This is a genomic window from Arthrobacter sp. PvP103, assembly GCF_017833075.1.
GTDB lineage: Bacteria > Actinomycetota > Actinomycetes > Actinomycetales > Micrococcaceae > Arthrobacter.
On the sequence record NZ_JAFIBQ010000001.1, the window covers coordinates 1,568,333 to 1,580,170 of the forward strand.

An 11,838-nucleotide genomic window follows, 5' to 3' on the forward strand; every position below is an offset into this window, starting at 1 on the left:
CTGTCACAATCCGTCCGCAGGAGCTTTCCCCCTGCCCCGGAGTCAGCATCGCACAGCCGCCTTGACCGCCCGGCCGCTTCTGCATAATCTCGAATGGCAAGAATGTTTTCTCACAATACGAAAACTTAGAGCCCAGACATTCAAAGATGAAAAGAGGCTGCCATGGCTGCAGGAGAAGATACCTCCCATATCCTCAGCGGGTTGACTAACCAGCTGCCTGATCGTGATCCGGAAGAGACCGCCGAATGGATTGAGTCCCTGGATACGCTGATCAGGGAACAGGGCACCGAGCGTGCCCAGTACATCATGCGCAGTCTCCTGCAGCGTGCCGGCGCCCAGAGCGTCGGGGTTCCGATGGTCACCACCACGGACTATGTGAACACCATTCCCGCGGACCAGGAAGCACCGTTCCCGGGCAACGAGGAATACGAGCGGCGCTACCGGGCGTACATGCGCTGGAACGCCGCGGTCATGGTGCACCGGTCCCAGCGCCCGAACATCGGGGTCGGCGGGCACATCTCCACCTATGCCGGGGCCGCGACCCTGTACGAGGTCGGGTTCAACCACTTCTTCCGCGGCAAGGACCACCCCGGCGGCGGGGACCAGGTCTTCTTCCAGGGCCACGCCTCCCCGGGCATGTACGCCCGGGCGTTCATGGAAGGACGCCTGACCGAGGAGGACCTGGACGGGTTCCGGCAGGAAAAGTCCAAGGCCGGCCACGCCCTGTCCTCCTACCCGCACCCGCGGCTGATGCCCGGGTTCTGGGAATTCCCCACCGTGTCCATGGGCATCGGGCCGATGAACGCGATCTACCAGGCCCAGTCCAACCGGTACCTGCACAACCGCGGCCTGAAAGACACCTCCGACCAGCAGGTCTGGGCGTTCCTGGGCGACGGGGAAATGGACGAGCCCGAGTCCCGCGGCCTGCTCCAGCTCGCCGCGAACGAGAACCTGGACAACCTGAACTTCGTGATCAACTGCAACCTCCAGCGCCTGGACGGGCCGGTGCGCGGCAACGGGAAGATCATGCAGGAACTCGAAGCGTTCTTCCGCGGCGCGGGCTGGAACGTCATCAAGGTCGTCTGGGGCCGGGAATGGGATGACCTCCTGGCCAAGGACAACGACGGGTCCCTGGTGAAGATCATGAACGAGACCCCGGACGGGGACTACCAGACCTACAAGGCCGAATCCGGCGGGTTCGTCCGCGAACACTTCTTCGGGAAGACCCCGCAGACCAAGGACATGGTCGCGGACCTGAGCGATGACCAGATCTGGAACCTCAAGCGCGGCGGCCACGACTACCGCAAGGTCTACGCCGCGTACAAGGCAGCCACCGAATTCAAGGGCAAACCCACCGTCATCCTGGCCAAAACGGTCAAGGGCTACGGCCTCGGCCCGCACTTCGAAGGCCGCAACGCCACACACCAGATGAAGAAACTCACCCTCGACGACCTCAAGGAATTCAGGGACTACCTAAGGATCCCCATTTCCGACGCCCGGCTGGAGGAGGACCCGTACAGCCCGCCGTACTTCCACCCCGGCAACGATGCGCCGGAGATCGCCTACCTCCTCGAGCGCCGCGCGGCACTCGGCGGCTACACGCCCGAGCGCCGGCCCGACCACAAGGCCATTGAACTACCCGAAGCCAAGACCTTCGACGTCGCCAAGCGCGGCACCGGAAAGCAGCAGGCCGCCACCACCATGGCCTTCGTCAGGCTCCTGAAGGACCTGCTCCGCGACAAGAAGTTCGGGCACCGGATTGTTCCGATCGTGCCGGACGAATCCCGCACATTCGGCATGGACGCGTTCTTCCCCACGGCCAAGATCTACAACCCGGGCGGCCAGAACTACCTCTCCGTGGACCGGGACCTGGTCCTGGCCTACAAGGAATCCGCCCAGGGCCAGCTGATCCACCCCGGCATCAACGAAGCCGGCGCCGTCGCAGCCTTCACCGCCGCCGGCACCGCCTACGCCACCCACGGCGTCCCGCTGATCCCGGTCTACGTGTTCTACTCCATGTTCGGCTTCCAGCGCACCGGCGACGCCTTCTGGGCCGCCGCGGACCAAATGACCCGCGGCTTCATCATCGGCGCCACCGCAGGCCGGACCACCCTCACCGGCGAAGGACTCCAGCACGCCGACGGCCACTCCCCCATCCTCGCCGCCACCAACCCGGCCGTCGTCACCTACGACCCCGCCTACGGCTACGAAATGGGCCACATCATCCGCGACGGCATCGAGCGGATGTACGGACCGGGGGCCGCAAGCGGCGAAGGAACCGGAGCTGCATCCGATAAAAACCTGATGTACTACCTCACCGTCTACAACGAACCCATCACCCAGCCCAACGAGCCTGAGAACCTCGACGTCAACGGTGTACTGAAAGGCATCTACCGGGTATCGGCGTCGGGTGCGGAAGGTCCCAAGAGCCAGATCCTGGCCTCGGGCGTTTCGGTGCCCTGGGCGCTGGAAGCCCAGCGGATCCTGGCCGAGGACTGGGGTGTCTCCGCGGACGTCTGGTCCGTCACGTCATGGAATGAACTTCGCCGCGACGGCCTCGCCGCCGAGGAGGAAGCCTTCCTGAACCCCGGCGAACCGGCCCGGATTCCGTTTGTGGCCCAGCAATTGGCTGATGCGCAAGGCCCGGTCGTTGCGGTCTCGGACTACATGAAGGCCGTCCCGGACCAGATCCGCCAGTTCCTCCCGAACCAGTTCGCCTCGCTCGGCGCGGACGGCTTCGGCTTCTCCGACACCCGCGCCGCAGCGCGCCGCTTCTTCAAGAACGACACCCACTCCATCGTGGTGAAGACGCTGCAAATGCTCGCGGCGAGGGGCGACGTGGAGGAGGGGGCGCCGTCGTACGCCATGGACCGCTACAAACTCCTGGACGTGAACGCCGGAACCACCGGAGGAGCCGGCGGCGACGCCTGACCGCCTCATCGATACAACAGCTGACGGCAGTGTTCCGCACGGAACACTGCCGTCAACTGTCATGTGGCTGGATAGGCTGGAGCGATGGCTGACTTACGGGAACGGAGTACGACGGCGGTGCTGCTCGCCGCCGGCGCGGGCACCCGTTTGGGGCGGGGCCCCAAGGCCCTGCTGCCGTTCCGCGGCCGCACCCTGGTGGACGTGATCGCCGGGGTGCTGCTCGACGGCGGATGCCGCGACGTCGTGATCGTCCTCGGGGCCGACGCGGTCCGGGTCCGCGAAACCGCCGACCTGGCCCCGTACACCGTCGTCCATAACCCGGACTGGCAGTCCGGGATGGGCGGTTCGTTCCGGCTGGGAGTTGCCGCAGCGGCAGCTGACGACCATGTGCTGGTCGCGCTGGTGGACCAGCCCGGTCTGACTCCGGAAACCGTGTCCCGGCTCCTGGCAGCCCACGCGCCCGGCCGGGTGACTGCCGCCGCCTACCGCGGTGAGGACGGTGTCCTCCGGCGCGGCCATCCGCTGCTGCTGGACGCCGGCCTGCGAGCCGACGCGGCTGAATCAGCAACAGGCGACGCCGGAGCCCGTCATTTCCTGCAGGCCCACCCCGAGCTCATCGATCTGGTGGACTGCAGCGACCAGTCCGGCGGCGGGGACCTCGACACCCCTGAGCAGCTGGGGCTTCTCGGCTAGCGGCTCACGGCCGCATTCCCGCTGCGAGCAACTCCTCCAGTCCGCGTTTGAAGCCGGACCGGCCGCCATGGGCGGGATGCCTGATCTTCGGCACGTCCAGGCCGCTCCGGTGCAGGCTGCGGTGCGCCACATTGCCTACGGCCACCACGGTTTCGATCGGAAAGAGCTCAGTCAGTGCCTGCCAAAAAGGAGTCCCGAGTGCTGCCTCGGCCGGCTTCGGTGTGCGGTTGGACAACGGACGCCCCGGCACGTGCGTATGCCACGGGCAGGCGCTCCACAGCAGGGGCAGGACTTCCAGCTCGGCCAGGACCTGCCACATGACTGTTGCGGTGGGCTCGGCTGCGACGCCGGCTGCTTCAGCCGGCAGCACATATCCCTTGCCCGGCCCGAACAGGCCAAAGCTGTTGGGCGGACCCTCAAACATGGTGCGGTTGGTAAAGGGAACACCGGTAACCCTCATGCCCCTGAAGCCGGGGGCCTCCCCCACCAGCAGCACTTTCGGGGATCGGTCCAGCATTTCCTGCAGGTAGATCCCCAGGTTCCGCCGGCGCTGCGCATTTTCCGGGACGGCGTGGTCGAAGAAGTTGTTGCACCCCGGCCCTGTTGCCACGGCCGCGAGCCGCTCGATGAAGGCATCGATTGCCGATGAAGTCATTCCATGCCCGTTTCCCTTGGCAGCTGGTCGGGCATCCAGAATATCCGGGCCGCCGCCGTAGCATGGGGGCATGACGGATATGACCATCTTCACGGTGGGGCACTCCACTCATGCCATCGACGAATTCGTCGGCATCCTCAAGGCCCACGGCATCAAGAAGCTGATCGACGTGCGCACCGTCGCGAAGTCGCGGCACAATCCGCAGTTCAACGAGGGCGCCCTGGCGGCGAGCGTGCGCGCCAGCGGGATCACCTACCGGCGGATGGAATCCCTTGGCGGACTGCGGCACGCCCGGAAAGACAGCTCCAACGGCGCCTGGCGGAACGCGTCTTTCCGGGGGTACGCGGACTACATGCAGACCGAAGAGTTCTCGTCAGCGATCGATCAGCTGATGGAACGCGGGCGCACCAACAACGCGGCGATCATGTGCGCTGAGGCGGTCCCGTGGCGCTGCCACCGCTCATTGATCGGTGACGCACTCCTGGTCCGCAACGTCCAGGTGCTGGACATCATTACCCAAAAGTCCGCCAAACCCCACACCCTGACTTCGTTTGCACGCGTCGAGGGAGAGCGGGTGTGGTATCCGGCGGACTAACGAGCTGTCCGTTCCAGGACGGCGGCCACTTGCTCGGCAGCTGCCGGGTCGGCCCGGGCCAGGCGTGCCTTCTTGAGGTTTTCCCGCACGATCCAGCGCACATCCTTGTCGTCGCTGGCCGCCCACCTTTCCAGCCGGCGGAAGCCCTCCGCCGGTGACGCCGCAATGGCAACACTCCAGCAGTACCCCAGCCCCTGCCGCAGCACGCGGAACTCTTCGGCACGCCGGGACTGGGGCCCCAGGCCCTGGACTGACGCCGTGATCCGGTCCAGGACCTCCACCGCCCGGCGGGCATCGTCCGGATTGGCGAGCAGCCGGGGTTCACAGATACCGGCCGCCACGGCGCGCTGCACCAGTAGCGGGCCATCCACCCAGTCACCGGTTACGGCCCACAATGCCGGCATGTCCGCATCGCCGAGTCGCTGCAGGGCCATCGCCACACCCTCGCGCACCCGCCAGCGGGAATCCGCTGCCAGCGACCTCAACACTTCCGCAGCCTGCGGCTCGCCGTCGGCAAGTAAACGGCCAAAGCCGACGGCGCCGCAGGTGGCCAGGAATTCGTCCTGGCTCTCCGCGCACCTTCGGATCAGGGCGGGGTCAGCCACGTCGGCGAATGCCTCCGCAAGTTCTATGTTGCCGCGGGGGCCGGGAAGGCCGGATTCGTGGTTAAGGTAGGCCACCAACTGGTCAGCGGGGAGCGACTCCAGCACCGCCCTGTAATCCGAACGCTTGGTCATCGGCCAATTTCCCCGCTCCCGAAGTGCCCCTGACCGTCAAGGAATCCTGCGCGCTACCAGCGCGGGTGGATCGATTCGCGGAAGTAGCGGTCGTAGATTTCGTGGACACCGACGTCGAACGTGGCATCGATGCCGCTGACATCCGCAGCTGCAGCGTTGGAGCGCGCCTGGTCCACGTTGCGTGCACCCGGGATCACCGTGCTGACCCCGTTCTGAGCCGTGATCCAGGCGATGGCCGCCTGTGCGGTGCTGACGCCGTCGGGCACCAGTTCCTCGAACTCGGCCACGGCTTTGAGGCCCTGCCCGAAGTCCACGCCGGAGAAGGTCTCCCCGACGTCGAACGCAGAGCCGGTGCGGTTGTAATTCCGGTGGTCGTTCTCCGCGAAGGAGGTATCCTCGGTGTATTTTCCGGAGAGCAGCCCGGAAGCGAGCGGCACGCGGGCGATGATGCCCACCCCGGCAGCCTCCGCCGCGGGCAGCACGTCGTCCAGCGGCTTGAGCCGGAAAGCGTTAAGGATGATCTGCACGGTGGCAGTGCCCTGGTGGCGCATGGCTTCAAGGGCTTCGTCGGTACGCTCCACGCTGACGCCGTAGTTACGGATGGCCCCCTCGGCCACCAGGGTGTCCAGCGCATCGTAGACTTCCGCGTTGCTGTACACAGCGGTGGGCGGGCAGTGGAGCTGGACCAGGTCCAGCTGGTCCACGCCCAGGTTCCGCCTGGACCGGTCCGTCCACTCGCGGAAGTTGGCCAGGTTGTAGTTCTCCGGCCGCTGCTCCATCCGGCGGCCCATCTTTGTGGCCACCGTGATGTCCAGGCCCGGGTTATCGGCCAGGAACGCGCCGATGGCCTGCTCGCTGCGGCCGTCGCCATAAACGTCTGCAGTATCGAAGAACGTGACGCCCTCTTCCACGGATGCAGCCAGGATGGCCTGCGCCTGCGCAGGGTCCACGTTGCCCCAGTCCGCGCCAAGCTGCCAGGTCCCCAGGCCAACAATGGAGACGTTCCGTCCGGTCTTGCCCAATATTCGCTTTTCCATCATCCGACTATAGGCCGTTAGCGCTCTCAAATCGCGAGGCGACGCCTGCTTCCTTCAGACCAAGGTAGATCTTGTCCCTGGCGATGGGCAGCTCGGCGAACCTCACTCCGGTGGCGTTCCGGATGGCATTGGCGAGCGCCGGCGCCACCGGGTTGAACGGGCTTTCGCTCATCGATTTCGCCCCCAGCGGGCCCAGTTTGTCGCTGGTCTCGGCGAAATAGACCTCGCTGCGGGGCACGTCCGCGAAAGTGGGGATGTGGTACTGCCGCAGGATGTCCGTGGTGACCTTTCCGCCGGCGTCCACCTTCACTTCCTCGTACAGCGCAGCGCCGAGGGCCTGCGCGATCCCGCCTTCGATCTGCCCGCGGCACTGCCGCGGGTTGACCACCACGCCGGCGTCGGCGGCCTGGACGCTCTGCAGGATCTTCAGTTCGCCGGTGCCCGTATTTACGGCCACGCGGAAGCCCTGGACATTGAATGCCACCGAGCGCGGCGTGCCGCCCCAGTGTCCCTCGGTGGCGAGTTCGACGCCGGCGGCCTCGGCGGCGTCGAAAATTTCCGTCAGCGGCACCCGCGTTCCTTCGCACACCACAGCGTCATCCTCCAGCACGCAGCCGGAGGACTGGACCTGACGGATGCCGGCAGCGAACGCCCGGATCCGGATGGCGAGCTCTTCGGCCGCGGCCAGCGTGGCCTTGCCTGCCACCACGGTTCCGGCCGAGCCGAACGCGCCGGTATCGTGCTGCACCAGGTCCGTGTCCGACTGCCGCACCGTGATGCGCCCCGCCGTCGTGGACAGCGCGGTGGCCGCGAGCTGCGCATGGACGGTGGTGGTGCCGTTGCCGAATTCGGCGGTCCCGACGTCGGCAGCGTACGTTCCGTCCGGAAGGAGCCGGAGCTTTGAGTGGGCAAAGTGGCCGCGCGGCGGGACGGTGTCGATCATGGACAGCGCGGTCCCCTCGCCCGTGACCCAGTCCGGGCCCAGGTCGTCCAGTCCGGCGGCACGGTACCGTTCCAACCCGCGGGCCAGGGCACCCTGCACCAGCCGCGTGCACTGGTCCAGCCCGTAGCTGCCATAGTGCACGTCTTCCTCGGGCTCGGGATGCGTGGAGAGCATGTCGTCGCCCTCCAGGACCATGTTGCGGCGGCGGAACTCCAGCGGATCCATCCCGATCCCGGCGGCCAGCTCGTCAATGCCGGATTCGATGGCGAAGATCATCTGGCTGAGGCCGTAGCCCCGGAACGCGCCCGACGGGACTGTGTTGGTGTACACGGCGTGGGCGTCCACTTTCTTGTTGGCGCACTTGTACACGCCGAGTGATTCGCCGCAGCCGTGGAACATCACGCCCGGGGCATGGTTGCCGTAGGCGCCCGTGTTGGTGAGCACGTCCAGCTGCAGCGCGGTGACCCTGCCGTCCCTGCTGGCGCCGGCCTTGAGGTGGATGGTGAACGGGTGCCGGGTGGTGGCGGCCGTGAACTGCTCCGTCCGGGTGAATTCGAGCTGCACCGGCCGCTTCAGCTTCATCGCAGCCAGTGCCACCACGTCCTCCGTGAGCACCTCCTGCTTGCCGCCGAAGCCGCCGCCCACGCGGCCGGCCACCACGCGGATCTGTTCTTCCGGGATATCGAAGACCCGGGACAGGGTGCGCCGGACCAGGAACGGGACCTGGCTGGAGGTGCGGACCTGCAGCCGGCCTTCCCCGTCCACGGATGCGATCGCGGCGTGCGTCTCCAGTGCGGTGTGCTGCACCCGCTGGGTCCGGTATGTCTGTTCGTGGATGAAGTCGGCCTCGGCGAACCCGGCTGCCACGCTGCCGAGTTCCGAATGCAGCTCTGCCACGACGTTCTGCCCGGGCCGGCTGATGCGGGCCGTGACCGCGTCCTTTTCCCCGTGGATCGCGGGGGCACCGGGGCGCATCGCGTCCTCGGGGGTGAAGACGGCGTCGAGCACCTCGTACTCGACTGTGAGGGCGCGGACGCCGGCTTCCGCCGCCGCCACGGATTCGGCGACGACGGCGGCCACCTTCTGTCCGATGAACCGCACGACGTTGTCCAGGACGCGGGTATCGTCCGGATCGTCGGTGTAAAGCTCGTGCTGGGCGGTCGAGAAAAGCTGCGCCGGAGCGTCCTCGTGGGTGAGGACGGCCACGACGCCCGGAACCTGCAGGGCCGCGCCCGAGTCAATGGAGACGACCCGCGCATGGGCGTGGGGTGACCGCAGGAGCTTCAGGTGCAGCAGCCCTTGCAGCTCCTCTGCCGGAACGTCCAGGGTATAGCGGGCTTTCCCGGTGACCACCGCAAGGCTGGCAGGGGCGGGAACGTCGTCTCCGAGCTGGCCCGGCTTGGGCTCGGGCTGGCCTTCGCCGGCGATGCCCGAACCCGGGCCCCTGGGGTCCGGGTGTCCTTCCTGGCCGCACACGGCATCCTCGATGGCCCGGTAGCCGGTGCAGCGACACAGGTTTCCCTTGAGGTTCCGGGGCAGGTTTTCCTTCTGCTCCTCGTCGAACGTGGCCGCCGTCATCACCATGCCGGCGGTGCAGAATCCGCACTGGAATCCCTGGCGGTCCAGGAACTGCTGCTGCATCGGGTGGAGGGCGCCGGCAGTTCCACAGGTGCCGGCCAGGCCCTCGACCGTGGTGACGGAGTGCCCTTCGGCCCGAACGGCCGGGTAGATGCAGCTGTGCACGGGAGTGCCGTCCACGTGCACGGTGCAGGCACCGCAATCGCCGCCGTCGCAGCCCTTCTTGACGCCGAAGTTGCCCTGTTCGCGCAGGAAGGTGCGCAGGCACTGGCCGGGGCGCGGCGCGGCTTCGGCCTGGACGCCGTTGATTTCAATGGCGCGGGTGGTGTCGTTGGCCATGCTCAGGCCCCTTCCTGCAGAGGCGAAGCCTGCGGTGAAGACGTTTGCTGTGGTGAACCGTGCTGTGGTGATTTTCGCTGCGGCGGCCAGAAATCCCCGGAGACACGGACCGGCGGAACCCCGGCAGGGGCTGCCAGCTCTGCCCGGATTTCCTCGGCAAGCCGGTACGTCATGTCCTTCCGCCAGGCGGGCAGGCCGTGGATGTCATCGTGGTAGAGCTCCGCCGGAATGGCGGCGTCGAGCGCGTCTACGAGGGAAGCCGCGGACACCGCCGCGGTGGCCGGAAAGCGCAGCTGCACGGGGCGTTTGGTGGCGGCCGTGACGGTCAGGACCAGGGTGCCGTCGTCGTCGAGCCTTCCGAGCAGCAGCACCCCAGACCGTCCCAGGTTGCTCAGCGACAGCCGGCGGAAAGCCACCCGGGCGGCAAGGGCCGACGGCGGAAGGTGGACTTTGCGGAGGAGCTCGCCAGGTGCCAGGCAGTTGCGCCCGTCCCCCGTGACGAACTCCGCCACCGGGACGGTCCGGCTGGCGCCGTCCGCCCCGAGCACCGTGGCCACTCCGTCGAGGGCGGCGCAGAGCGAGGTCATGGGGCCGGCGGGCAGCGCGGTGCAGAGATTGCCGCCCACGGTGGACATGTTCCACACCTTGAAGGAGGCCACGAAGGAGTCGCAGCAGGGGCGGATGAGGTCCAAGGCGGGCCAGGCAGTGTCCTGGTCCGCCGCGGCAGCGGACCCGGGCAGGGCGTACAGCTCCGCCACCGTGCAGGTCGCCGCGAGCTCGATGCCCGCGTCCGTCACCGTGACGGCGGGCCAGCCGGCGGAGCCGAGGTCCAGCAGACGGCGGAGCGGTTCTTTGCCGAAGGCAAGGCTTCCGTAGGAGAAGAGCACCGTTCCGCCGGCCAGCCAGGCATCGCCGTCGCGCCATTCGGCCGGGTCCTCGGTGCGGACCACGGCGTCGATGGTGTTCATGTCCATGGGGTCTCCTGGTGTTGCGCGGTGTTGACGTTGTCAATGGGCCCGGTTTCGTGAACGGGGCCGGTCCTGTGAATGGGGCCTGCGCCGTCTTTCAGCGACGCCGCCAGCACGGAGGCACCGGCCGAGCGGCTGCGGCTGGCCACGAGTTCGGCGGTGATGGACACGGCCACTTCGGCCGGGGTCACGGCGCCGAGGTCCAGCCCGATGGGTGAATGTAGCCGGGACAGGTCTTCGGGGCCTACCCCGGCGGCAAGCAGTGCATCGACGCGTTGCCGGTGGCTGCGCCGCGATCCCATGGCGCCCACATAGGCGAGGTCAAGCCCCAGCGCGGTGTGCAGCAGCGGGATGTCGAACTTGGGATCGTGGGTCAGGACGCACGCCACGGTACGGGCGTCGATGCGCCCTGCCGAAGCTTCCTCGGCCAGGTAGCGGTGCGGCCAGGCAGTGACCACCTGGTCCGCCCCGGCAAACCGTGACTGGCCGGCGAAGGCCGGGCGGGCGTCGCAGAGGGTCACGTGGTAGCCCAGCAGTTGGGCGGCGGGCAGCAGGGCGGCGCCGAAGTCGTTGGCTCCGAAGATCAGCAGCCGCGCAGGGGGCAGCCGGCTCTCTACGAGGAGTGTGACGGGTTCCGCTACGGTGGCCGGGCTGGTTGGGGCGTTAGGCGGCACGGCTGCGCCGGAAAGGCAGCCTTCCGGCGGGGCGAGCCGGACCAGGCCCGTGCGGCCGCCGCGCAGCAGGGGTTCCAGCTGGGCGGCGGCCGCCAGCATCAGATGCCCGGCCGCGGGTGCTCCCAGCCCGGGCAGGCCCAGCAGCGCCGCGAGTTCCGTGGAATGCTCCGCCTGGAAACTTGCCGGGTCCGGAATCACGACGGCGCCGCCCCCGTGGGCGTCCACCCTGCGGATGAGTGCGAGTGCGCTGGCGGATCCCTGACCGGCAAGGAGCCGCAGGCTTTCCAGCCGGAGCGCGCCGGGCGCCGTGCCCAGGGGTTCGATATGGATCTCCAGCTCTCCCCCGCAGGTGAGCCCGACGGCGAACGCGTCCTCCGCGCTGTAGCCGAAAAACTCGCGGCGTGTGCCGCCGTCGTGCATTGCCGCCAGCGCCGCCTCCACGACGGCGCCCTCAACGCAGCCGCCGGACAGGCTCCCCAGGACGTCGCCGGCCTCGGACACCAGCATGGAGGTGCCCAAGGGCCGGGGTACGGATCCGCCGGCCCCCACCACGGTTGCCAGTGCGCAGCGCTGCCCGGTGGCGGCGGGCCGCCATTCCTTCAGTGAAGGCATCAGATCCAACATTGCTGCACTCCCTTTTCCTGTGCGGCGATGGTGTCCATATTCTCGTTCCTATCGTGCGCCGGGG

The 11,838-nt window shown here is 67.8% G+C and carries 9 protein-coding genes; 3 read left to right on the plus strand and 6 right to left on the minus strand.

Going from position 1 to position 11,838, the window contains the following annotated elements:
* The first annotated feature begins 162 nt into the window (after positions 1–162).
* Both aceE and nboR read left to right on the plus strand, forming a co-directional pair.
* The gene (gene aceE / locus JOE41_RS07235; RefSeq protein WP_209751731.1) at positions 163–2,931 is read left to right on the plus strand and encodes a pyruvate dehydrogenase (acetyl-transferring), homodimeric type; all 2,769 of its coding nucleotides are present in this window, start codon (positions 163–165) and stop codon (positions 2,929–2,931) included.
* A gap of 84 nt (positions 2,932–3,015) precedes the next feature.
* On the plus strand, positions 3,016–3,624 hold the full coding sequence (nboR, locus tag JOE41_RS07240; RefSeq protein WP_043430020.1) for a nicotine blue oxidoreductase: 609 nt from the start codon (positions 3,016–3,018) through the stop codon (positions 3,622–3,624).
* Positions 3,625–3,628: 4 nt separating this feature from the next.
* Here nboR and JOE41_RS07245 read toward each other — a convergent pair whose 3' ends face one another.
* The gene (locus JOE41_RS07245; RefSeq protein WP_011693241.1) at positions 3,629–4,279 is read right to left on the minus strand and encodes a uracil-DNA glycosylase; all 651 of its coding nucleotides are present in this window, start codon (positions 4,277–4,279) and stop codon (positions 3,629–3,631) included.
* A 70-nt stretch (positions 4,280–4,349) separates the two neighbouring features.
* On the opposite strand from JOE41_RS07245, the gene JOE41_RS07250 reads away from it, so the two are divergent.
* Positions 4,350–4,874 carry a DUF488 family protein gene (locus JOE41_RS07250; protein ID WP_209751733.1) on the plus strand — a complete coding sequence of 175 codons (525 nt, stop codon included), beginning with the start codon at positions 4,350–4,352 and terminating at the stop codon, positions 4,872–4,874.
* On the opposite strand, the gene JOE41_RS07255 is transcribed toward JOE41_RS07250, so the two are convergent.
* From JOE41_RS07255 to JOE41_RS07275, 5 genes are read right to left on the minus strand one after another with little or no spacing between them, the layout of a single operon-like run.
* Positions 4,871–5,611: a HEAT repeat domain-containing protein gene (locus tag JOE41_RS07255; protein ID WP_209751735.1), complete on the minus strand. Its 741-nt coding sequence runs from the start codon at positions 5,609–5,611 to the stop codon at positions 4,871–4,873. The two genes, JOE41_RS07250 and JOE41_RS07255, sit on opposite strands and share 4 nt — an antisense overlap.
* A gap of 53 nt (positions 5,612–5,664) precedes the next feature.
* A complete protein-coding gene (locus tag JOE41_RS07260; protein ID WP_209751737.1) occupies positions 5,665–6,648 on the minus strand; it encodes an aldo/keto reductase in 984 nt (327 codons plus the stop codon).
* A 7-nt stretch (positions 6,649–6,655) separates the two neighbouring features.
* On the minus strand, positions 6,656–9,508 hold the full coding sequence (locus tag JOE41_RS07265) for a molybdopterin-dependent oxidoreductase (protein WP_209751739.1): 2,853 nt from the start codon (positions 9,506–9,508) through the stop codon (positions 6,656–6,658).
* 2 nt (positions 9,509–9,510) lie between these two features.
* Positions 9,511–10,482, minus strand: a complete 972-nt coding sequence (locus JOE41_RS07270; protein WP_209751741.1) for a xanthine dehydrogenase family protein subunit M — start codon at positions 10,480–10,482, stop codon at positions 9,511–9,513.
* On the minus strand, positions 10,473–11,774 hold the full coding sequence (locus JOE41_RS07275; protein ID WP_209751743.1) for an XdhC family protein: 1,302 nt from the start codon (positions 11,772–11,774) through the stop codon (positions 10,473–10,475). The genes JOE41_RS07270 and JOE41_RS07275 overlap by 10 nt, the downstream gene beginning before the upstream one ends.
* Between the last annotated feature and the right edge of the window lie 64 nt (positions 11,775–11,838).

What these genes read in the sequence shown, in the direction of transcription:
- aceE (WP_209751731.1), top strand. Translation starts at nt 163, where the DNA reads ATGGCTGCAGGAGAAGATACCTCCCATATCCTCAGCGGGTTGACTAAC.
- nboR (WP_043430020.1), top strand. Translation starts at nt 3,016, where the DNA reads ATGGCTGACTTACGGGAACGGAGTACGACGGCGGTGCTGCTCGCCGCC.
- JOE41_RS07245 (WP_011693241.1), bottom strand. Translation starts at nt 4,279, where the DNA reads ATGACTTCATCGGCAATCGATGCCTTCATCGAGCGGCTCGCGGCCGTG.
- JOE41_RS07250 (WP_209751733.1), top strand. Translation starts at nt 4,350, where the DNA reads ATGACGGATATGACCATCTTCACGGTGGGGCACTCCACTCATGCCATC.
- JOE41_RS07255 (WP_209751735.1), bottom strand. Translation starts at nt 5,611, where the DNA reads ATGACCAAGCGTTCGGATTACAGGGCGGTGCTGGAGTCGCTCCCCGCT.
- JOE41_RS07260 (WP_209751737.1), bottom strand. Translation starts at nt 6,648, where the DNA reads ATGGAAAAGCGAATATTGGGCAAGACCGGACGGAACGTCTCCATTGTT.
- JOE41_RS07265 (WP_209751739.1), bottom strand. Translation starts at nt 9,508, where the DNA reads ATGGCCAACGACACCACCCGCGCCATTGAAATCAACGGCGTCCAGGCC.
- JOE41_RS07270 (WP_209751741.1), bottom strand. Translation starts at nt 10,482, where the DNA reads ATGGACATGAACACCATCGACGCCGTGGTCCGCACCGAGGACCCGGCC.
- JOE41_RS07275 (WP_209751743.1), bottom strand. Translation starts at nt 11,774, where the DNA reads ATGTTGGATCTGATGCCTTCACTGAAGGAATGGCGGCCCGCCGCCACC.